The following is a 21,643-nucleotide window of genomic DNA, read 5'->3' on the forward strand; positions in this document are numbered from 1 at the left end:
GCCGATATTCCTGGAAAGGGCGTGATCGACAAGATGACCCATCAGGCCGATTCCATCATTATGCTGCTGGCTGCCCTCATGCTGGTAGGGGTGTTGTCAACCAAATTTTCTTCGCGTTTCGGGTTGCCGTCTCTGGTCCTGTTTATCGCCGTCGGTATGATTCTCAGCCGATTTGTATACTACAATAATGTGCCATTAACTCAGTTTGCGGGCCTGTTCGCCCTCGTCGTCATTTTGTTTGAGGGCGGCATGCAGACACGTTTCAAGGATATAAGGCCGGTTATCGGTCCCTCTTTGGCGCTTTCCACCTTGGGTGTGCTGGTGACAACCGCCGTAGTAGGGCTGTTCGCCACATGGGTCCTGGATGTTTCCTGGGCGGAAGGGCTGTTGTTCGGGGCCATCGTCGGATCGACGGATGCTGCGGCGGTCTTCTCCGTGCTGGGCGGCAAAAATATTGACAAGCGTTTAACTTCGACGCTGGAGGCGGAGTCGGGCAGCAACGACCCGATGGCGGTCTTTCTTACCGTGTCGCTGATCGAATGGATACACCAGCCGGATACCGCGGTATGGAGTCTGCTGCTGTCTTTTATATGGGAGATGGGGATCGGCCTGTTCGTAGGCCTGGCGATGGGCAAAATCACCGTTCAGGCAATCAACCGGATCAACCTGGATTCCTCCGGGCTTTATCCCGTTATGGCCTTCGGGTTTGCAGTGCTGACCTATGGCTCGGCCGCTCTGCTGCACAGCAGCGGTTTGCTTGCGGTATATACGATGGGGCTTGTCCTCGGAAATTCCGAGCTTACCTATCACCGTACGATCATGAGCTTCAATCACGGATTTGGCTGGATGATGCAAATTTTCATGTTCATTCTGCTCGGCTTGCTGGTGTTCCCCCAGGAACTGGCGAATATCGCCTGGGAGGGGCTGCTGCTATCGTTTATTTTGATGCTGGTGGCAAGGCCGGTCGGCGTATTTTTAAGCCTTATCTTCTTTAAATACTCCATTCCCGAAAAAACGCTCATCTCCTGGGCAGGATTGCGGGGTGCCATTCCGATCGTTCTCGCCATGTACCCTCTGCTGGCCGGGCTAGAGCACGGCAGGATGTTCTTTAACGTAGTCTTTTTCGTCGTATTGACTTCGGCCGTCATTCAGGGAACGACCATCTCGCCGCTCGCAATGAAGCTTAAGCTGGCCGGTTCACAAGCGAAAGGCCCTCGTTGACGGAACAGGCGAAATATTCATATTGACAAAATAAAGATTGCTGGTATTATGGAAATGTAAGCGGTTAAACGATTAACAGAGAGTTGGAAGAGATGCGTGAAAGCGACACTAAAAGAAGTTGCAAAGTTAGCCGGGGTATCCACCGCCACCGTCTCCAATGTTATCAATGAAACGAAATATGTAAGCGACGAAGTGAAGAAGCAGGTTTTTGCCGCGATGAAGGAACTGAGCTATGTTCCGAATGATGTGGCTAAAAGTCTTCGGGTTAAAGAATCGCGGCTGATCGGATTAATGATTTCGGATATTACCAATCCTTTTTTCTCATTGGTTGTAAGAGGCATTGAAGATACGCTGGCCAAGGAAGGCTACAATGTTCTGCTATGCAATACCGATTCCAATATCGATAAGGAAAAAGAATACTTAAAGGTTCTGCTTGGCAAGAGAATCGACGGATTAATTGTGTCTTCTTCAGGCGATACCGAGCAATTTTTCAGAGAAATGGCCGATATCGATGTTCCGCTTGTTTTTCTGAACCGCTGCCCGGCTCCGTTAATTTCGGATGTCGTCACAACGGATAATGTCAAAGGGGCTTATCTTGCGACTGAGCATTTAATTGGACACGGCTACCGCAGAATCGGAATCATTACGGGACCTCTTTACATAAGCACTGGAAGAGACCGTTTAAAGGGATTCAAGCAGGCGATGAACGAGTACGGTTTGGAAGTGGATAATAAATTGATTAAAGAAGGTCTTTTCAATGTGCAAAGCGGATACAGTTTAATGAGGGATTTCATGAGCGAGAGCATGAAGCCCGAAGCTGTATTCATATCAAATAATTTCATGACGCTTGGCGCCTATCATTTCTTTCATGATGCCGGCATAAGCGTGCCGGGCGATTTGGCCGTTGTCGGTTTTGATGATCCCGATTGGGCCCGGATCGCCAATCCCCCGTTAACCGCAATCCGGCAGCCGGACTACGAGCAGGGGGAGCGTGTCGCTCAGCTGATTATGCAAAGAATTAAAACCGGAAACCAGAGCGAGCCACAAGAGATTTATTTAAATCCTTCACTCATAGCTAGGAAGTCTTGTGGATGTTGAACCAAGGGAGGAATGAGTATGGACGGATAAGGCTTCCTTAAGGAACAAAGATGATTAATTTTTATGATCAGTTAAACGATTAACTAAAAAATTCGGGGAGATGAAGAATAAATGAATATAGCAGTAGGCGGCGACCATGCAGGTTTCTCTTTGAAAAGCAGCATTATAAGCGCTATACAATCGTTGGGCCATGAAGTTACGGATTATGGCTGTTATGATGAAAATCCTATTGATTTTCCCGATATTACACGGGAGGTATGCGGGGTAGTCCTTGAAGGAAAAGCGGATAGAGCCGTATTGGTATGCGGAACAGGCGTTGGGGCCAGTATAGCGGCGAATAAAATACCCGGAATACGCGCGGCGGTATGCCATGACATCCATTCCGCACATCAATCCGTCGAACATGATGATGTTAATGTGATGTGCATCGGCGCCAAAATCGTCGGCCCGTGGTTGGCCGCGGATCTTGTTGAGCATTTTTTGAAAGCGGAGTTCAGTACGGATGAGGACTGCCGAAGACGTGTTCAGAAGCTTCACGATATGGAAAAGACGCTTTTCACCGGCAAGTAGTTAATCGTTTAACTGGCTGTTTCAAAGAGAATGCGATCCGGCGGTTTTCAATTATAATATATAAATGGGAACGGAATAGGATGCGGTTTTTTAAAACCATATTTGTAAGCGCTTTTAATTAATTGGAGATTACAGAAATACAAGGGAGGACTTCAATATGGTTTATCCAAGCATACCCGCTCAGCGGTGGAAGCGAATCATTCCGATTGCCTTCTTAATGTATACCATAGCCTTTCTGGACCGGAACAATATCAGCTTCGCCTTCTTTGGAATGGAGAAGGATCTAGGCATCGGCTCAACCTATGCCGGACTTGCGGCAGGCGTGTTTTTCTTCGGGTACATGTTTCTTCAGGTGCCGGGCGCACTGCTGGCCCAAAAATGGAGCGCCAAAAAATTCATCATGATTTCGCTCCTGGTTTGGGGCCTCTTATCCGTAATGACGGGTTTTGTTCAGAACTTATCGCAGCTGTTGATCATAAGATTTCTTCTGGGCTTTGCCGAGGGCGGCGTTTCACCGGCAACGATGATCCTGCTGACCAAGTGGTTTCCTTTAAGCGAAAGAGCAAGGGCGAACGGTTACTGGTACCTGTGTATTCCTGCGGCATCGATCATCGCGGCTCCTCTGTCCGGTGTGATTCTTACTTATTTGGACTGGAGATGGTTGTTTATACTTGAAGGTCTGCCGCCGATTATTTTTGCACTCATATGGTGGTTCTTTATTGATGAATCGCCGAGCAAGGCGAAGTGGATATCGAGAGAAGAACGCGAATACCTGGAGAAGACACTGGAAAGTGAAAAACAGGAGATTAAGAAAACGACAGGCAGCTTTAAGGAGGCCATCAAAAACCGGAACGTGATTGTGCTGCTGCTCGTATTCTGCCTGCTGCAAATCGGGTTTTACGGGTTTGGACTCTGGCTGCCGAAATTGATTAAGTCGGTTTCCGACGGAAGCATGATGAAAACGAGTCTCCTTACGGCCATCCCTTGGATTTGCGCGATGTTCGGTTCAATCCTGAACTCCCGGCACTCCGATAAGACGAGAGACTATAAATGGCACATCGCAATCCCGATTTTATCCGGCGGCATCTGTTTGCTGATTTCCATTCTGGCCGGCAGCAGTCATCCTGTCCTGTCGATTGCTTTTCTGAGTCTGTGTCTGGGCTTCATGTTCTGCTATGGCGTCTACTGGTCGGCCGTCACCTCATATTTAACCGATTCCGTATTATCCGTTGCAGTCGGCACGTTCAATGCGATTGGAAATCTGGGCGGTTTCATCGGCCCGTATATTGTCGGCTACCTGATCTCCACCACGGGCAGCTTCATCATGGGAGAAGTATTCTTGGTTGTCTGTCTGGTGTCATCGGGCTTGCTGGCTATGCTGCTTAAGACAAAAGCGACGAAAGAGATACCAGTCTCGACAAACCCGGCGGAAATTAACGCTTAAACAGGGACTGGTCATAAAAGAAAGGAACGGCGGTGAGAATCGGATGGGCGATATTCTTGTAGTAGGCAGCATTAATATGGATATCATTAACAAAGTGGAAAGGCATCCGTCAGTCGGCGAAACCATCTCTGCACTGGAGACGGAGACCGGACCCGGCGGAAAAGGGGCGAATCAGGCGGTTGCCGCATCCCGAATGGGAAGTCAAGTCACCCTGGCAGGCGCAGTCGGAACCGACTCCTACGGCGAGGAACTGTTGGCCTTGCTAAATGGCGAGAACGTGAATACGGAACGGATCATCGTAAAGGAAGGTTTAACGGGGCTGGCGTTTATAACGGTTAACGGCGCGGGCCATAATCATATTATCGTGTCGCCGGGGGCCAATGGGAAATTAAGCGAGGCCGATCTGCTGCCGCTCATGCCGGAACTGAATCAGGCAAAGGCACTAATCGTGCAAAACGAAATCCCATGGGCGGTTTCCGTCTACATTATCAAAGAAGCGCGGGCCAGAAATGTGAAAGTCTTGGCCAATCCGGCGCCCGTTGAGCATTTTCCGGTGACGATCCTTCCCTCCATTGATCTTCTGATTGTAAATCAGCATGAAACGGAAGCGCTTACAGGATTACAGGCCAAGGATCGCGCACAGGCGGTTCAGGCCGCGCAGCGCCTTCTCGATCTGGGCGGAAATGCTGTAGTACTGACTTTGGGTGAACAAGGGGTCATTTACTTGGACCGGAACGGTGAGTATTTTAGGGAAGCGCTCCAAGTTAACGCGGTCGATACGACAGCGGCGGGAGATACCTTCATCGGCGCGCTGGCCTCATCCATTGTTAAAGGTAAAACAACCCAGGAAGCGGTCGATTGGGCATGCGCAGCAGCAGCGATATGTGTGACGCGCAAAGGAGCCATACCATCTATACCTTATTGGGAGGAGGTTCGGGCTCTTATCGAAGAAGCCAATGCCATAGAGCGCGGGCAATCGGTAAAATAAATGAAAACCGGCAAACTTTTCACGGTATTCATATAAAGGATGACGAAAGAAAGGGGGTTCCTCACGGGGCCCCTTTTCCTGTTGCCGCCTGTAAGGCAACAGGAAAAGGGAAACGGGTGTGACCGAATTAACAGTTCCTTCCAAGATAATCGTGGTAAAATATGCACCAATTAAATACGGTTAACGGATTGCAAAACGGAGAGATCTATGTTAAATTAAATATAGATTTAGAATAAGTCTAAATATTAAAATATTTTAAAGACCGGGAGGAATGAATCATGAGTACTGATCTGAAAACTCAAACCGAACTGCATGCCACATTGAACCGTCAAACTGCCAACTGGACACTGCTGGGAATTAAGCTTCATCATTACCACTGGTTTGTTACCGGTACGGACTTCTTCACGCTTCACAGCCAATTCGAAGAGTATTATAACGAAGCTGCTGAATATGTGGATACTGTGGCGGAACGTCTGCTGGCGATCGGCGGCAAGCCCGCTTCCACAATGAAAGAATATTTGGCTCTGTCCAGCCTGCAGGAAGCGACCGGCGGCGAGAGCGCCAAGGAAATGGTGGCGGCTCTGGCCAAAGATTACGCGCTTCTCGCACAAGAGCTGAGCGCCGGCATTACACTGGCAGAGGAGTCCGGCGATCAACCGACAGGCGATCTGTTCATCGGTATCCGGACAAGTGTCGAGAAGCATGTATGGATGCTGAACGCTTACCTCGGCTAAGAACGTATAACGGCCGGCTTCGCGCTGGAAGATTCAAGTATTCCCCAGCATCTTAACAGCGCCAAATGGCCGGTTCCAGTCATGATTCTGACTGGAACCGGCCATTTTGTTTTGCCGCCGCTCTTTTGCGGAGGCGGTTACTTGATGAATACGCCGCCGAAGGGAAGAACTTCCCTCAGGAACCGCTTGAGAATGCCGTCCTCATGGTTCTCCTGTTCAAACCTGCGGTTCTGCCGGCCGGCCTGAAAGAGGACAGGCCCGCTGCCGGTCATTTTCCAGTGATAGCTCATATGCTGGCTGGCCAGATGATTTCCGTAGACGGTCAGTTCCAGCCGGGCATTCTCTGGATAAGCGATCACACTGCCCGCATCGACATACAAAGGCTCCACCGGGTCCAGAGATGCTTCGCATACGGTTCCTTCCGTCAGAATGCCGATGCTGCCGTTGCCGGAGAATTTGACCTTGACGATATCCCGGGTCACGATCATATTTTTTACGCTAAGGACACGGGTCTGCATAGCGATTCCTTTACTGTAATAGAACAGGTGCTTGAAGTCATAGAGCAGGTCGTCCTTGCCCTCCAGCTTAACCGTTTTGACCCGGTAACCCGGCGGCAGCGCCGCCGTGAACCGGCATGGACCGGTCATATCCGCCCGGATCAGCTTGCGTTTGCGGTACATTCCCTTTACATCCATAAACCGGTCGGCCCGTCCGGATGAAGGCCCTTGATAGGCTATGATCTGCTGCGGATGCAGCACATGAATTTCCTCATTCTCCTCCAGCGTGAACGTCAAAGCCTGGCCGCTTGAGGAGTTTCCTTTCTCTTGGACTTCCGCGTTCACCGTGTCGCACTCCTTCCTAATCGTCTAGGCATCCTTCGCCGGACCTGTGTATTAACGCATTCTGTCTCCTCTGCTGGAACGGCTGCGCATGCTGAGGCGGATGACCCTGGTCAGTATAAAATAACCCGCAATCAGTCCGAGCCCTGTAAGTACGGTCACTTTAAGACGGTGCACATAGCTTTCACGGGCGGCGCGCTCGTCTCTCAGCTCATCGACTAACGCGGTAAGCTGCCGATTCTGTTCTTGCAGAGCTGCATTTTCGCTGCGGTACGTTTGCAGTTGATTTTGAGTTTGATCCAGCTGATCTATAGTTTGTCCAAGCTGATCCTTCGTCTGCTCCAGCTCGTTTACAGTCTGATGATAGCTTTCCTGCAGCTCGTCAACCTGATCCGGCAGCTCGGAGAATTGCTCCAGCCCGCGGTACAAATCGCTGAATACATTTGCTTGGGCGGCTGATGCCGGAAGGGTATAAAAAATGGAAGCCATCAAAATAAAGGCGGCCATCAGGCGCGGCAGCGAGGGAAACTTTGATTTCATAAGTTGATCACCGCCTGACATGTAATTAGGTTTCTTCTATACTACTATACTGATTATAACATGTCAGCATCCGGGCAGATTGCGGCAAAAGACGCCCTCCGCCCATCGTTTTGTTGTAGGGAAGCGGTATTTGCCTTATACTTTGGACCTGTAAAGGGGTTGATCTCATTTGAACAATTGGCTGAAGACCATTTTGTTTCTGGCCGGTTCGGCCCTGCTGACAAGATGGATTCCTTTTTCCAGCCTGTTTCGAAATCTGGATACGATGATCCACGAATTCGGCCATGCGCTCGTTACACTGCTCCTGTCGGGGCAGGTGCTGCGGATTGAATTGTACGCAGATCACAGCGGGGTTACTTACTCGGCCGTTCAGGCGGGATTCCGCTCGGTATTGGTGTCGCTCGCAGGTTATCCTTCCGCTTCGCTGTTTGCGCTTCTGCTCTTTTATTTGTATGCAAGAGGCCGCAAGGAATGGGGACTTATATTGGCGGCCGGCATTGCGCTTGTGATGCTTGTGCTCTATGTGCGGAGCGGCTTTGGCATGCTATGGCTGGCTGGATTTGCCGGGCTTAATATCGTCATGCTGTTCCTTGGAAAAGGGGTCCGGAAGTTCTACTATCTGCTTCTGGCTTTTCTGACGCTGGAGGAATCCGTTGCCGGCACGCTCTATTTGGTTTCGGCAGCCCTCTATTCGCCATCGCGGGCGGGCGATGCCGCCAATCTGGCCCATCTTACCGGAATGCCGGCTGTGATTTGGGCGGCTTTGTTTTTTCTCTTTGCGCTGCTTTGCGCCAAGCGGGCGCTGGGTTCGTTTTTTCGATCCGCGCGTCCTGGGCGGGAAAGAGAAAACCTTCAGGGAAGAATGAAATAATTCAATGCATTTATGCAATTTATAGCGGTTGCTCTCCAAGAGCGGTTTACTTTCGGGTGAATTTGCTCTTTTTTTGTCGATAATATCAAACCGAACATACATTCCATGACAAGGAGCTGTCCGCCAATATTGGTACATTATATAGAAGACCCAAAAAAAGAAAGAGGTGGAAATCATGCATGCCAGCATTCAACCGGTTTACACGTGGAGCCGCGATTGCATTTTTTCCGGCAAATCGCAAAAAGCCATTCTGCTCATCGAATGGCGCGGCACCGCACAGCCGATTACCGGGCGGAAGAAGTCTCATACAGTGGCCGCGCGAGATATTGAGCTGCAAATATGGCTTGAGCCCCATGTCAACCTGACCGGGTTGCACGGCTGCCGTAAGGCGGACAGCGGAGACCGGGCGCTCCTCCTCCCGCTGGGGACAATCCGTGCCGGGCAGACTAAGTATATCGCTCTGGATTTTGATTTGGAACCCCGAGCGGCCGGGCGGTATGAAATGCTCTGGCTCCAGTGGCGGTACCGGCAGAAGACAGGTGAACGCGGATGCGAACTGCCTGTACAGAAGCTGACGCTGGAATACAGCCGCCACACCGGATGCATGGATGAGGTCTGCTCTTTTTACGTGGAGAAGCACAGGGAACTGCTGATGGTGGAGGAGTCCATTGCGGAAGCTCTGTCTCTGAGCGCTGACGGGCGGCAGACTGAAGCCCGGGAGAAGCTGCGGCGTCATGCGGACAAGCTGCTGCTGCTGGCTGTACGTTCCGGAGATACCGATCTTACGCGGGAAGCCGAGTCGCTCTATATGCAGAGCGAACGGAAGACGAGTCCATGCTTGGAAGAAAACAGCCCATCCCAATATGCAAGCGGTTGAATTGATAATGAATATAGGGATTAATACCTAATATTTTATTGAGTCTTTATACTTATTATTTTTAGGGATAAACTTAGAAATACACTATTATTTGTGTTAAAATAGTAAAATAGTTCTATTACATATCCCATTATATGGAATTTTATTGATTGGTATAGTGCATATATCCGAATCTGGCTTAAAGACGAATTTATTTTACTAATGTTGGCAAGGAGTAGTTAATATGACAGACCGATTAATTCGTCTGATGCGTGTTATTACGCTCGTTCAGGCCAAGCCCGGCATTCTGGCGCGCGAACTGGCTGAGCGCTGCGGCACCAGTGAGAGAACGATTTATCGGGATATGGATGCCTTGAGCGCCATGCATATTCCAATTACCCATATGGGCCACGGGAAGGGATATGCTTTTATCGGTAATTTTGCGCTGTATCCCCTGGATTGGTCATCGAAAGAAGCGGCCGCTTTTTCGCAGCTTCGCGTCAATATAGATAAGATTAAACCTTGGCTGCCCGAAGGCTTCGAGAGCGCCTATGAAAAGCTGATGGCGGCCGAATATAAATACAGAGCGGATAGGGAAGAGAATATGGAAAGCGCCAAAACAGAAGCCGGTTCTTTCTGGCTGGAGCGGTACGATGCCGGGACGGAACAGCCCCATTTGATTCATATTCTGAACGCTGTGCTGAAACAAAAAAGCATTCGCGTCGATTACTGCGATAATTCACAAGAGGAGAACGGACTTGAGATCGATCCGTACTACCTGGTTCCGCTGGACAATCGTTTTCATCTCATCGGTTACTGTCACAGCTTCAAGGGCATTCGCAGCTTTCACACCCATGATCTGACGAATGTTAAACTGCTGGACAGGGCTTTTTCCAAAGAACCGTTCAATTTGCAGGCGTTCACGAAGCAGAAGTGGTCCGTGGAGGAAGACAGCCTCCGGGTGGAGTTCAAGGTTAGATTTTCTGACAGTGCACTGGAAGAAATCAAACGGGGCAAGCCGGAAATCGCACCTGTAAAAATGAAACCCCAGGGCAAATACGCCTGTTTTGAAGTGTCGCTTGAGCGGGACAGGGAGTTCATTGAATGGGTGGCAAATTTTAAAGAGGAAGCGGAAATTATCGAGCCCTCCCATTACCGGGAGGTTTTCCGCTATCGAATTGAGAAGTGGCTGTCGCTGTATAAATAGCGCAGTCATTTTTTTAAAATATAAGAAAGTATAAGCTTCGCGCTTATCATTTGTCTTATATTTCTACGAGAAACGATACCTAAAAGCGATACTCGTACCGCCACTTCGGAAGCTTAAGCTCCTAACAGGACGGCGCGGCCGTTTCTTCTTGAGTGTTTTTTTTATGTAACCGCATGTAAGTTTATGCAAACTGAAAAAAAAGGATAGTCCGAGTTTCCAAAATTTATTCTTGTCGGGGCAGATTATATATAGTAAAGTCATTAAATATAACACCTTTGCCGGTTTAAAGCGGCATTTCTTTCATGCAATGTTAGGTTAATGCTTTCATGTAATGTCAGGTTCGGTGCTCTCTACAGACTTTTGGAGAGTTTTTATTTTATTCAAATTTGACCCACGTTCAATTTTTTACCGAAAAGAGGTAAACTTCTTTGATCCAACCTATTTTGAAAATTGAGAATCTACATACGCATTTCTTTACTGAAAAAGGGGAAGTGCCTGCGGTTGACGGCGTCGATCTCTACATCAATCCCGGAGAGGTGCTGGGCGTGGTGGGGGAATCGGGCTGCGGAAAAAGCGTCACCTCCCTGTCCGTGCTGAAGCTCGTGCCGAGTCCGCCGGGCCGCATTGTGGACGGCCGCATTGTATTCAAGGGGACGGATATCGTGCCGCTTAAAGAAAAGGAAATGCGGAAAATCCGCGGCAACGCCGTGTCTATGATTTTTCAGGAGCCGATGACCTCTCTCAATCCGCTGTTCACCGTCGGCCAGCAAATTATTGAAACGGTGCGTCTGCACCGGGGACTGTCCAAAAAGGAAGCCCGGGAGCATGCGGTGGAAATGCTGCGTAAGGTCGGCATACCAAGACCGGAAGCCATTATTGACGAATATCCGCATCAATTGTCGGGAGGCATGCGCCAGCGGGTGATGATCGCGATGTCGATCTCCTGCAGTCCGGAGCTGCTGATCGCGGACGAGCCGACAACCGCGCTTGATGTGACGATTCAGGCTCAGATTCTGGATCTGATCCGCCGTCTCAACGAGGAGCAGGGCACGGCCGTTATGATGATTACCCACGATTTGGGCGTCGTTGCGGAAATGTGCCACCGGGTCGCGGTCATGTACGCCGGCAAAGTTGTGGAGGAAGGCTCGGTGCACGATATTTTCAAAAATCCGCTGCATCCTTACACCCAGGGACTCATCGCCTCCGTGCCGAGAATGGACGAGACCCGCGAGCGATTGTATTCCATTCCGGGCAATGTGCCTATTTTGAGCAAAAATATGCAGGGCTGCCGGTTTGCGTCGCGCTGTTCCCATGTTATGGATATATGCCGCCAGTCTCTGCCGGAGCTTACGCTTCAGGAGAACCGGCACAGCTGCAGATGCTGGCTGCATGACGGTAGTCAGGAGGATGCGGTATGAGTGAACATTTGCTGGAAGTTAAGGGACTCAAGAAATACTACCCGATTATAAAAGGGTTTCTGAATAAAACGCAGGGCTACGTCAAGGCGGTGGACGATATTTCGTTCGCGGTCCGCAGAGGCGAGACATTCGGTCTGGTGGGAGAGAGCGGCTGCGGCAAATCGACGACCGGACGCTCGCTGCTTCGGCTGATCGAGCCGACGGCCGGGGAAATCCTTTTTGAGGGGCAGGACATCCGCAAGCTTTCTATGGAAGAATTGCGCAAACGGCGCCGGGATATGCAGATTGTATTCCAGGACCCGTTCTCTTCGCTGGACCCGCGCAACACCGTGGAGCGGATTCTGGAGGAGCCAATGATCGTGCATGGCGTTGGCGACGCGAAAGAGCGCAAGGCCGCCGTTCAGCGGCTGGCCGACGTCGTCGGCCTGTCGAAGGCCCACCTTCAGCGTTACCCGCATCAGTTCTCCGGGGGCCAACGGCAGCGGATCGGCATCGCCCGGGCGCTTGCCCTTCAGCCGAAGCTGATTGTGGCGGATGAGCCCGTCTCCGCGCTGGATGTATCCATCCAGTCGCAGGTGATTAACCTGATGCAGGATTTGCAGCGCGAATTCGGATTAACTTACATATTCATCGCGCATGATCTCAGCGTTGTAAAGCATATTTGCGACCGGGTCGCGGTGATGTACCTGGGACGGATCGTGGAGATTACCGACAAGGAGAAGCTGTATTCCCATCCCCAGCATCCTTATACACAGGCGCTGCTGTCGGCGGTTCCCGAACCCGATCCGGATTTGCGGAAGGAGCGCATCATCCTTCAGGGCGAGGTTCCGAGCCCGGCGAACGCACCGGTCGGCTGCGCCTTTGGTACAAGATGTCCGCATGTGATGGATATATGCCGGAATACGCGCCCGCAGCTTGCGGAGACGGAAGCCGGACACCTGACCGCCTGTTATCTGTACAACAGGGAAGCCAAAACACAGTTGGTATAGGAGAAGGAACCGGCAGGGCATTGCCGGAAACTCTGCCTTTTGCGCAGAGACACGGTTTATGGCCGCCCTTTCAGAGCGGCTCTATATAAACGCATCATAAACATTTGTGGGGAGAAAGGGGTTTTAACGAAAATGAAGAAATGGGGCAGTCTGGCTTTAACACTTACGCTTGGCGCGGGACTCGTGCTCAGCGGCTGCGGCGGCGGCGACAACGCAAGCTCGAATAACGGCGCGGCGGCGACCAGTTCGCCAGCAAGCACGGCATCGGCCGGCGCTTCGACGCAGGATACGCTTGTTGTGGGCCGCGGCGGCGATTCCGCTTCGCTCGATCCCGCGATTATTACCGACGGCGAATCTTTGAAAATCGACCATCAGGTATTCGATTCCCTGCTGGAGTACAAACCGGGAACCTCTGAAGTCCAGCCTTCCCTGGCCGATAGCTGGGAAGTATCGACGGACAGCCTGACCTATACGTTCAAGCTGCATCCGGGCGTAAAGTTCCATGACGGCACGGACTTCAATGCCGAGGCGGTTGTATTCAACTTCCAGCGCTGGAGCGATCCGAAGAGTGAATATAAATTCGAAGGCGATTCCTTCGATTACTATGATTCCATGTTCGGACCGGACGGTGCGCGCGTTATTAAGGAAGTTAAAGCTGTCGACGATCTGACCGTACAGTTTACGCTGAATCAGCCGCAAGCTCCTTTCCTGCAAAACCTTGCGATGACTTCCTTCGGCATCGCAAGCCCGGCGGCGATCAAAGAAAAGAAAGCGAACTTCAAGAACGAGCCGGTCGGCACAGGTCCGTTCGTCTTCAAGGAATGGAAGCATAACGATTCCATTACGCTCGAAAAGAATGCAAGCTACTGGAAAGAAGGACTTCCGAAGCTGAACAAGGTGATCGTCCGTTCCATTCCGGACAACTCCGCTCGCTTCAATGCGCTGCAAAACGGCGAAATCGACCTGATGGAAGATTTGAGCCCGGACGATCTGTCAACGCTCGAAGGCAACAGCGATCTGCAAAAGATCGAACGTCCTCCGTTTAACGTGGCATACCTCGGCTTCAACTTCAAGAAGAAGCCTTTCGACAATGTAAAAGTAAGACAGGCGCTGAACTATGCCGTCAACAAACAGGCGATCATCGACGCATTCTTCGCCGGACAGGCGCAGCCGGCTGTCAATCCGATGCCGCCGTCCCTGTGGGGCTATAACGACCAGGTTAAGGATTATGAGTATAACCTGGACAAAGCGAAGCAGCTGCTGGCGGAAGCCGGTTACCCGAACGGCCTGCCGGATACGGTAACCCTGTACGCTATGCCGGTATCCCGTCCTTACATGCCGGACGGCAAGAAGGTCGCCGAAGCGATTCAGGCGGACTGGGAGAAGATCGGCGTGAAGACCGTCATCGAGTCTCCGGAGTGGGCAACTTATCTGGATGACACGAAAGCCGGCGAGAAGGACGACATCTACATGCTCGGCTGGACAGGCGATAACGGCGACCCTGACAACTTCATTTACACTTTACTTGACAAGGATTCCATTCCGGGCAACAACCGCAACTTCTATGTAAACGAAGACCTGCACAAGATTCTGGTCGAAGCGCAAAAAGAAATCGATCAAAACAAACGCGCCGACCTGTACAAGCAGGCTCAGGTTATCATCAAAGAAGACGCTCCTTGGATTCCGCTTGTTCATACAACTCCGCTGCTTGCAGCCAAAGCAAACTTAAAAGGCTTTGTTCCGAGTCCGACAGGCACGGAATATTACAGCGAAGTTTACTTCGAATAGCTTCATAGCACACGATCTTGCCGCCGCTAAGTCAGCGGCGGCAAGCCCGTGTAAGGAAGGTGATCGTTCTTGAGTTCCTACTTATTAAAACGTGTCATGGTGCTGATTCCCGTCTTGATCGGCATGACGATTATCGTATTTTCTATCATCCATGCCATTCCCGGAGATCCGGCGGAGACGATTCTGGGCCAGAAGGCGACAGAGCAGTCCAAACAGGCGCTGCGGGAACAGCTCGGTCTCGACAAGCCCTGGATTTCGCAGTACTTTGATTACATGGGCGATCTGCTGAAAGGCGATTTGGGGACCTCCATCCGCACCAAGACGCCGATTGCCAAAGAAATCGTTCCTTACCTGGCGGCAACGCTGGAGCTTACGGCGGCCGCGATGCTGTTCGCCACCTTCGTCGGCATAAATGCCGGCATTTTGAGTGCCTGGAAGCAGAACTCATGGTTTGACTATACCGCGATGATTATCGCGCTGATTGGAGTGTCCATGCCGATATTCTGGCTTGGCCTCATGGAACAACTGGTTTTTGCGTTAAAGCTTCACTGGCTGCCCTCGATCGGAAGGATGAATCAGCGGGACCCGGTGGAGAGCATCACCAATTTGTATGTAATCGACAGTATTTTGGCGGGACGCTGGGATCAGCTCTGGACCGTCATCAAGCATTTGATTCTCCCGAGCATCGCGCTTGGAACGATTCCGATGGCGATTATCGCCCGGATGACACGCTCCAGTATGCTGGAGGTCATGAATTCCGACTATATCCGCACGGCCAAAGCCAAGGGACTGTCACAGTTCCTCGTCGTGTACAAGCACGCCCTGAAAAATTCGCTGATTCCCGTGCTGACCGTCGTTGGTCTGCAGACGGGAGCTCTGCTCGGCGGCGCGGTGCTGACAGAGACGATCTTCGCCTGGCCGGGCGTGGGACGGTATATATTTGAAGCGATCAGCTCGCGCGATTATCCGGTTATCCAATCCGGAATTCTCATCATCGCTTTTATTTTCGTTATCATCAATCTGCTTGTGGATCTGCTGTATGCCGCCATCGATCCGCGCATTCAATACAAGTAAGGAGGGAACCTTTTGTCACAGGCATCATTAAACGTAAATTCGGAAGCCGCTTCTGCCGAAAAGGTCTCCAGCCCTTGGCGCGACGCATGGAAGGCATTCCGCAGAAATAAAACGGCGATGCTCGGACTCGGCATTATCGTGTTCTTTATCCTGATCGCGGCGCTGGCACCGTTCATCGCCCCTTACGATTACAAGGAGCAGGTGCTGATGGACCGGCTGAAGGCGCCTTCCGCCGACCATTGGTTCGGAACGGACGACCTCGGCAGAGATATGTTCACCCGTATCCTCTACGGCGCCCGCATTTCGCTTTGGGTGGGCTTTTTCTCCGTCATCGGCTCCATTATCGTCGGCACATTGCTCGGCGTGCTTGCCGGCTTTTACGGCAGATGGATCGACATGCTCATTTCGCGCCTGTTCGATATCCTGCTCGCGTTTCCAAGCATTCTGCTGGCGATCGCCATCGTGGCCATTCTCGGGCCGTCGCTGCAGAACGCCCTTTACGCCATCGCCATCGTCAACATTCCGACTTACGGGCGGCTTGTGCGAGCGAAGGTGCTCAGCCTGAAGTCGGAGGAGTACATTACGGCAGCGAGGGCAATCGGCATGAAGAACACCCGCATTCTGCTCACCCACATCCTGCCGAACAGCCTCACGCCGATTATCGTTCAGGGGACGCTCGGCATCGCCACCGCGATTATCGAAGCGGCCGCGCTCGGCTTTCTCGGGCTCGGCGCCCAGCCTCCGGAACCCGAATGGGGCAAAATGCTGTCGGATTCCCGCCAGTTTATCCAGAAGGCGCCCTGGACGGTCGTCTTCCCGGGTCTGTCCATTATGATGACCGTGCTCGGCTTCAATCTGATGGGCGACGGTCTGCGCGATGTGCTTGATCCCCGGACGAAAAACTAACAGTTTCATAGTTTCCCACACCCTTCAGATCCTTGAGTGCGGCTTTAAGCCAAGCGCCAAGGGCTGGAGGGTATTTTTTTGCGGAAGGATAATCCCGGCTTTGAATCTTGCGAGAAGTGAGGGAGAGATGTGAGAAAGTTGTGTGAGGTTAATTGCCTTGAGTTATCTCATGTTATTTCGACAAGAATTCATAAATTATTTTTAAACTTAACAAAAACACATATATTATAACAAAATATATAGTCGGTTATCGAAATGTGTGCTAGAATAGCTCCTAAATCATATGAATACATACATTGGAGGATTGGGAGAATGTTAAAAAAGCTAGCAATGGTAGTCATGGCGGTGGCATTATTCGCTGCAACGCCCCTGGCCACAAGCGGTAAGGCAGAGGCTGCGGGCAAGACCCAAATTATCGTATCGGCAGCAGCGAGTTTGCAGGACAGCCTGGATAAAATCGCCGTTCAATACGAGAAAGCCCATCCGAATATCGATCTCGTCTTTAACTATGCTGCATCCGGCACATTGCAGAAGCAAATCGAGCAGGGCGCTCCGGCTGATATTTTCTTCTCGGCAGGCGATAAGCAAATGAAAGCTCTCGTTGATGGCGGGCTCATTTCCACCAATAAAGAACTGCTGAAAAATCAACTGGTGGTTGTAGTTCCTGCGAACTCGAAAGCGAAGCTTACCACGATCTCGCAGCTTACGGGCGCTTCGTTCAAGAAAGTGGCAGTAGGCCAGCCGGAATCAGTACCGGCCGGACAATATGCGCAGCAATCGCTGACTTTCAAAAAGATTTGGGACCCGCTGCAAAGCAAACTGGTCTTTGGCAAAGACGTGCGCACTGTGCTCTCCTATGTTGAAACAGGCAATGCGGACGCGGGCTTTGTCTACAAAACCGATGCTCTGACCTCCAGTAAAGTTAAAATAGCTCTGAAAGTAGCCTCTTTCGCCCATAAACCAATTAACTATCCGCTCGGCATCGTTAAGAGCACAGAGCATAAGACCGAAGCCGAAGCGTTCTACGCTTATCTTCAAACAAGCGCGGCAACCAGCGTATTTAAATCATTTGGATTTTTGCTCTACTAATTATTAAATGACTGCGGGTTGAGGACATGGACATCAATTGGACCGACTTTATGGCCCCGGTGTGGCTATCGATTAAAATAGCAGTAATAACCAGCTTGGTTGTATTCATCCTGGCGGCGGCGATTGCCAAAGCGATGGCGAACCGGAAGTTTCCGGGCCACAGCCTAATCGAAACCGTGCTCTTGCTGCCCTTGGTTCTTCCGCCTACGGTTGTGGGTTTTGTACTTCTGGTCGTGTTGGGAAGAAGAAGCTGGCTTGGCGAATGGTACGAAAATTTAACCGGCGGAACGATTCTGTTCACTTGGGGATCGGCGGTAATTGCGTCCGTCGTGGTCGCTTTTCCGCTCGTTTACCGCACACTGAAAGCCGGTTTCGAGGGCGTCGACCGAGATTTGGAAGATGCGGCTCGCGCGCAGGGAGCGGGAGAGTTTCAAGTGCTTCGCTATGTAACGCTTCCGCTCGCCATCCGGACGCTTGCGGCAGGCTATGTCCTTGGCTTCGCCCGCGGACTCGGCGAGTTCGGAGCGACGATCATGGTGGCCGGGAATATTCCTAACCGTACCCAGACGATTCCGACAGCCATTTATGTGGCCGTAGACGGCGGGGACATGACACTAGCGTGGCTGTGGGTTATTTCCATTATCGTCATCTCGGCAATTATGCTGATGTTTGTCAACCGATATTCCTGAAAAGGGACATCTAGCGCAGAAAAACCCTCCTTCATCCAGCAGCGTAGAGGCTTAATGGATAGGGGAGGGTTTATTTTTAAGTGTTCAGCGTTTGAAGATTGGGATAGCTATTTCGTTTCAGCGTGAGGGCTTACGTTTCGTAAATGATGTTCCCGGTTTCGGACAAGTCATATCCGTACAGCGAGCCAAGCTCATTGTGCAGCGCTTTGGAGCGGCATATTTCGAGCACCGCTGAGATCCACTCCCGGTTCTCCGGACGTTTCAGCATAACCAGATCGTACTTTTCCTGGATTAGCGGAATAAAATCCACGCCTTCGACCATACGGGCGGCTTTTTCATTTCCGACGCCGACATCGGCTTCGCCGCGGGCAATCTTGCCGGCAACCGTCAAGTGGCTGATTTCTTCGGTTGAATAACCGTCGATATTCGTACCGTTCACGCTGTTCAGGCGGAGTTGTTCATCCAGAAGCACCCGCGCGCCCGATCCTCTTTCCCGGTTAACGAGCCGCAGACCAGGCTGTCCCAAGTCTTTCCAGGCATGAAGTCCCTTGGGATTGCCCTTCTGTACATACAGGCCGGCTGCTCTTCCCAACAAGCGGACGACAAGGAAGCTGGAACCAACGAGAAGCTTGCGGATATAAGGAATATTATATTCACCCGAATCGCCGTCAAGAAGATGGGTGCTGACGATATCCGATTCTCCTCGATACATGGAAATCAGACTGTCAAGACTTCCCGCGTATGAACGCAGCGGGCGCAGTGAGGGAGAGAACTTTTCCAAATGCTGCGCAATAATATCAAGACTGATATCCTGACCGGTAATGACGATATCGCGCACGGATGAACGGAATCCGCCCGGAAGAGCCTGGTTATGGGCAGGGGGCGCGCTCTGAATCGGCGCCTGCGCCGAAGCGAGCATGGAAGCCTGGCGTCCGATTCCTCTGGACTGCTGCTTGTACATTTCGAGATCCGAGGCGTCCACACGCATTTGTTTGCCGACCCGATAAGAAGAAAGTTCGCCTTTTTTAATAAGGTCATAGACCTTAAGTTTCGATATTTTAAGCAGCTGGGCAACCTCTTCGGTTGTATAGGATGTATTGTCGGACATTAGATAAAGCCTCCTAAAAGTAGGCTGCGCCGGCAGCCGTCGCACTGTGAGTGCATTAACACAAGACTACCTTATTTTTTGCCCGGACGCAATTACTGCGGGGTGGAGAATAGAAAAGAACCGGGCGCACATCAAAGGAGATGTACATCCGGTTCTTTGGCGTCTGATTGTTGAAAGCGGACAGCCACCTTAGGCCATCAACAAAACGGAGGAAGCCTTGAAAAGGGCTGTAACGGTAGAACCTTCTTTGATTCCGAGTTCTTCAAGAGCATCCAGAGAGATAATGGAAGTAATCGTTTGTCCGCCGGCATCAATAACAACCTCTGCATTGATAGGTCCTGATTTTACCAACGTCACACGGCCTTCCAATTGGTTTCTAGCGCTAAGTTTCATTTGTGCATTCTCCTCTCATTTTGGGTAATAAAGAGATATATAGGAAGTGATTCTTGATGTCTAATTATAAATGATTATATCAAAATATAACTAAAACAAACTTGATATAACAAAATTATACTACATAACACTTGGAAAAACAAGGTATTTTGAGTATGGATGATATATTTTGAGAAACCATATCACTTTAGCGGGAAAAAGCGGAAATTTTCCTGAATAAGGGCATATAAGAACGGATAACGGCATTGGAGTTATTCTGACCTCTAACCGGCAAAAATATAAGCGGGATTAGTGAAACTTTTACCGAAAATGAACTATAATGAAGTATTAAAGACAGATCGCCATTAAAAGGGGTGGGGGATATGACACTAGTTGAACAAAGAGAACACCGCCAATATCCGGAGATCACCCGGCAGGAGACGTCGCGGGCCGTTTACGAACGCGATTATTCCCGGCTGATCCATTCGCCTACCTTCCGCAGGCTTCAAGGCAAATCCCAAGTATTCGGCGCAGGCACCGGCGATTATTACCGGACGCGTTTGACCCATTCGCTTGAAGTAGCGCAAATTGCCCGGGAAGCGGCGAAAAGCCTGCTGCGTTCTTATCCGGAAGTGGAGACGGGACAAGCCGAAAATCCGGGACTGGTCATTGATCCGGAGGTGGTCGAATGTGCGGCGATTGCCCATGACTTCGGTCATCCGCCGTTTGGACATAAAGGGGAAGAAGTGCTCGACAGCATTCTGGACCGTATGATTGAGGAGAAGACTACGCAGAAGGCGCTGGTTACAGGAGCGGCGGCGGACCCGGTCCGCAAACTCGAGATTTATAACGAAATGAGAACCAAATATGAGCATTTTGAAGGCAACGCGCACAACTTCAGGCTCATCATGTTTCTGGAAAAGCGCGAAAATATCGACGGACTTAATCTGTCGGATGCGGTGTTGCTCGGAATCAACAAGTATCCTTTTCCCGGAACGGCGCTTAAAAAGGGAATGTATCTGCATGAGTGGGAATACATCTCGCATATCCGCTCGGAATGGGGCATCCCGGTAGGCAAGAAGACGCTTGAAGCCCAGTTGATGGATTTATGCGACGATATCGCTTATTCCGCCCATGACCTTGAGGACGGCATTAAGGCCGGGAAGATCGAGGTTCATGAGTTTTTCATGCATGATCCGTATATTTTGAGGCTGATTGTCGAGAAAATCATGACGCTGGAGGACTCTTTCTGGCACGGATGGACGGAGGAATCGATACGGCCCAAGGTGGAAGAGGTGCTGAATTCGTTCCTGCGCATCTGGAAGGAGAAAATGCCGACCTGCGAAAATGATTATTCTCGGACCCGCCGCGAAGTCAAAGCCTACTGGGTCAGCACTTTTGTCGGCAGCCTCGGCGTCATTTCGGACGGTGACTGGAAGAAGGTTACCTTTATTAAGGAAGGAAAAGAGGACGAGGACCTGCTGCGTACGGTAAGCGTCCTGAAAAGCTTTGCCTGGGTGACGATGATCCGCGACCTGCGCGTACAGCGGCTGCAGAAGCGCAGCGAATGGATTGTGCGGAAGCTGTGGGGCGCTTTTGTCGACCCGGATACGTCGAAGGCAATTATCCCGACCGATTGGCTGCAGCGTTTTGAAAAGGACCAGCGCCGTCCCAGACCAATCTGGACCTGGGAGCATATGGTGATCGACTATATTGCCGGAATGACGGATGCTTTTGCCGAGAAAATTTACAACGAGCTGTTCGGGCTTAAAGTCGGCTCGATCTACGACCTGGATTAAAGAGATGCTCACAATTGATTTACTTTTGACGCCTGGCTCTGCG

At 51.0% G+C, this 21,643-nt stretch carries 20 protein-coding genes and 1 pseudogene; 17 read left to right on the forward strand and 4 right to left on the reverse strand.

The window, feature by feature from the left end; translation table 11 throughout:
• Positions 1–33 precede the first annotated feature (33 nt).
• The 6 genes and pseudogenes from PUR_RS05360 to PUR_RS05385 form a co-directional block, all read left to right on the forward strand.
• A pseudogene (locus tag PUR_RS05360) lies at positions 34–1,203 on the forward strand (potassium/proton antiporter); the annotation flags it as partial.
• 114 nt (positions 1,204–1,317) lie between these two features.
• A complete protein-coding gene (locus PUR_RS05365) occupies positions 1,318–2,319 on the forward strand; it encodes a LacI family DNA-binding transcriptional regulator (protein ID WP_179034350.1) in 1,002 nt (333 codons plus the stop codon).
• A gap of 111 nt (positions 2,320–2,430) precedes the next feature.
• Complete coding sequence (locus tag PUR_RS05370; RefSeq protein WP_179034351.1) at positions 2,431–2,889, forward strand: RpiB/LacA/LacB family sugar-phosphate isomerase; 459 nt, start codon at positions 2,431–2,433, stop codon at positions 2,887–2,889.
• Between the two features lie 157 nt (positions 2,890–3,046).
• Complete coding sequence (locus PUR_RS05375) at positions 3,047–4,333, forward strand: MFS transporter (protein ID WP_179034352.1); 1,287 nt, start codon at positions 3,047–3,049, stop codon at positions 4,331–4,333.
• 43 nt (positions 4,334–4,376) lie between these two features.
• Positions 4,377–5,321, forward strand: coding sequence for a ribokinase (gene rbsK / locus PUR_RS05380; RefSeq protein ID WP_179034353.1), 945 nt, complete (start codon positions 4,377–4,379; stop codon positions 5,319–5,321).
• 278 nt (positions 5,322–5,599) lie between these two features.
• On the forward strand, positions 5,600–6,055 hold the full coding sequence (locus tag PUR_RS05385; RefSeq protein ID WP_269474701.1) for a Dps family protein: 456 nt from the start codon (positions 5,600–5,602) through the stop codon (positions 6,053–6,055).
• A 137-nt stretch (positions 6,056–6,192) separates the two neighbouring features.
• Here the strand turns inward: PUR_RS05385 and PUR_RS05390 are convergent, their stop codons facing one another.
• On the reverse strand, positions 6,193–6,897 hold the full coding sequence (locus tag PUR_RS05390; protein ID WP_179034354.1) for an AIM24 family protein: 705 nt from the start codon (positions 6,895–6,897) through the stop codon (positions 6,193–6,195).
• A 51-nt stretch (positions 6,898–6,948) separates the two neighbouring features.
• Positions 6,949–7,434: a hypothetical protein gene (locus PUR_RS05395; protein ID WP_179034355.1), complete on the reverse strand. Its 486-nt coding sequence runs from the start codon at positions 7,432–7,434 to the stop codon at positions 6,949–6,951.
• A 169-nt stretch (positions 7,435–7,603) separates the two neighbouring features.
• Between PUR_RS05395 and PUR_RS05400 the strand changes: the two genes are divergently transcribed.
• From PUR_RS05400 to modB, 10 genes are all read left to right on the forward strand, one after another.
• Positions 7,604–8,305 carry a M50 family metallopeptidase gene (locus PUR_RS05400; protein WP_179034356.1) on the forward strand — a complete coding sequence of 234 codons (702 nt, stop codon included), beginning with the start codon at positions 7,604–7,606 and terminating at the stop codon, positions 8,303–8,305.
• A gap of 175 nt (positions 8,306–8,480) precedes the next feature.
• Complete coding sequence (locus tag PUR_RS05405; RefSeq protein WP_179034357.1) at positions 8,481–9,182, forward strand: hypothetical protein; 702 nt, start codon at positions 8,481–8,483, stop codon at positions 9,180–9,182.
• Between the two features lie 223 nt (positions 9,183–9,405).
• Complete coding sequence (locus PUR_RS05410; protein WP_179034358.1) at positions 9,406–10,368, forward strand: helix-turn-helix transcriptional regulator; 963 nt, start codon at positions 9,406–9,408, stop codon at positions 10,366–10,368.
• Between the two features lie 428 nt (positions 10,369–10,796).
• The gene (locus PUR_RS05415; protein ID WP_269474702.1) at positions 10,797–11,786 is read left to right on the forward strand and encodes an ABC transporter ATP-binding protein; all 990 of its coding nucleotides are present in this window, start codon (positions 10,797–10,799) and stop codon (positions 11,784–11,786) included.
• Positions 11,783–12,775, forward strand: a complete 993-nt coding sequence (locus PUR_RS05420; protein ID WP_179034359.1) for an ABC transporter ATP-binding protein — start codon at positions 11,783–11,785, stop codon at positions 12,773–12,775. The genes PUR_RS05415 and PUR_RS05420 overlap by 4 nt, the downstream gene beginning before the upstream one ends.
• 132 nt (positions 12,776–12,907) lie before the next feature.
• Positions 12,908–14,563: an ABC transporter substrate-binding protein gene (locus PUR_RS05425; protein ID WP_179034360.1), complete on the forward strand. Its 1,656-nt coding sequence runs from the start codon at positions 12,908–12,910 to the stop codon at positions 14,561–14,563.
• Positions 14,564–14,632: 69 nt separating this feature from the next.
• Positions 14,633–15,637 (forward strand): ABC transporter permease, encoded by a 1,005-nt coding sequence (locus PUR_RS05430; protein WP_179034361.1) that lies wholly within the window; start codon positions 14,633–14,635, stop codon positions 15,635–15,637.
• A 12-nt stretch (positions 15,638–15,649) separates the two neighbouring features.
• Positions 15,650–16,543 carry a nickel transporter permease gene (gene nikC / locus PUR_RS05435; protein WP_179034362.1) on the forward strand — a complete coding sequence of 298 codons (894 nt, stop codon included), beginning with the start codon at positions 15,650–15,652 and terminating at the stop codon, positions 16,541–16,543.
• Positions 16,544–16,855: 312 nt separating this feature from the next.
• Complete coding sequence (gene modA, locus PUR_RS05440; RefSeq protein ID WP_179034363.1) at positions 16,856–17,632, forward strand: molybdate ABC transporter substrate-binding protein; 777 nt, start codon at positions 16,856–16,858, stop codon at positions 17,630–17,632.
• 26 nt (positions 17,633–17,658) lie between these two features.
• A complete protein-coding gene (gene modB / locus PUR_RS05445) occupies positions 17,659–18,321 on the forward strand; it encodes a molybdate ABC transporter permease subunit (RefSeq protein ID WP_179034364.1) in 663 nt (220 codons plus the stop codon).
• A 130-nt stretch (positions 18,322–18,451) separates the two neighbouring features.
• On the opposite strand, the gene PUR_RS05450 is transcribed toward modB, so the two are convergent.
• Positions 18,452–19,429, reverse strand: a complete 978-nt coding sequence (locus PUR_RS05450; protein ID WP_179034365.1) for a helix-turn-helix transcriptional regulator — start codon at positions 19,427–19,429, stop codon at positions 18,452–18,454.
• 189 nt (positions 19,430–19,618) lie between these two features.
• Positions 19,619–19,822: a TOBE domain-containing protein gene (locus PUR_RS05455; protein WP_124696813.1), complete on the reverse strand. Its 204-nt coding sequence runs from the start codon at positions 19,820–19,822 to the stop codon at positions 19,619–19,621.
• A 362-nt stretch (positions 19,823–20,184) separates the two neighbouring features.
• Between PUR_RS05455 and PUR_RS05460 the strand changes: the two genes are divergently transcribed.
• Positions 20,185–21,600 (forward strand): deoxyguanosinetriphosphate triphosphohydrolase family protein, encoded by a 1,416-nt coding sequence (locus tag PUR_RS05460; RefSeq protein ID WP_179034366.1) that lies wholly within the window; start codon positions 20,185–20,187, stop codon positions 21,598–21,600.
• Positions 21,601–21,643 lie beyond the last annotated feature (43 nt).

It is taken from the genome of Paenibacillus sp. URB8-2 (genome assembly GCF_013393385.1).
Lineage (GTDB): Bacteria > Bacillota > Bacilli > Paenibacillales > Paenibacillaceae > Paenibacillus_AQ.

Excerpts from the sequence above, each read along its gene's own strand:
- PUR_RS05370 (WP_179034351.1), top strand. The coding sequence starts at position 2,431 with ATGAATATAGCAGTAGGCGGCGACCATGCAGGTTTCTCTTTGAAAAGC.
- PUR_RS05375 (WP_179034352.1), top strand. The coding sequence starts at position 3,047 with ATGGTTTATCCAAGCATACCCGCTCAGCGGTGGAAGCGAATCATTCCG.
- rbsK (WP_179034353.1), top strand. The coding sequence starts at position 4,377 with ATGGGCGATATTCTTGTAGTAGGCAGCATTAATATGGATATCATTAAC.
- PUR_RS05385 (WP_269474701.1), top strand. The coding sequence starts at position 5,600 with ATGAGTACTGATCTGAAAACTCAAACCGAACTGCATGCCACATTGAAC.
- PUR_RS05395 (WP_179034355.1), bottom strand. The coding sequence starts at position 7,434 with ATGAAATCAAAGTTTCCCTCGCTGCCGCGCCTGATGGCCGCCTTTATT.
- PUR_RS05405 (WP_179034357.1), top strand. The coding sequence starts at position 8,481 with ATGCATGCCAGCATTCAACCGGTTTACACGTGGAGCCGCGATTGCATT.
- PUR_RS05410 (WP_179034358.1), top strand. The coding sequence starts at position 9,406 with ATGACAGACCGATTAATTCGTCTGATGCGTGTTATTACGCTCGTTCAG.
- PUR_RS05420 (WP_179034359.1), top strand. The coding sequence starts at position 11,783 with ATGAGTGAACATTTGCTGGAAGTTAAGGGACTCAAGAAATACTACCCG.
- PUR_RS05425 (WP_179034360.1), top strand. The coding sequence starts at position 12,908 with ATGAAGAAATGGGGCAGTCTGGCTTTAACACTTACGCTTGGCGCGGGA.
- modA (WP_179034363.1), top strand. The coding sequence starts at position 16,856 with ATGTTAAAAAAGCTAGCAATGGTAGTCATGGCGGTGGCATTATTCGCT.
- modB (WP_179034364.1), top strand. The coding sequence starts at position 17,659 with ATGGACATCAATTGGACCGACTTTATGGCCCCGGTGTGGCTATCGATT.
- PUR_RS05450 (WP_179034365.1), bottom strand. The coding sequence starts at position 19,429 with ATGTCCGACAATACATCCTATACAACCGAAGAGGTTGCCCAGCTGCTT.
- PUR_RS05455 (WP_124696813.1), bottom strand. The coding sequence starts at position 19,822 with ATGAAACTTAGCGCTAGAAACCAATTGGAAGGCCGTGTGACGTTGGTA.
- PUR_RS05460 (WP_179034366.1), top strand. The coding sequence starts at position 20,185 with ATGACACTAGTTGAACAAAGAGAACACCGCCAATATCCGGAGATCACC.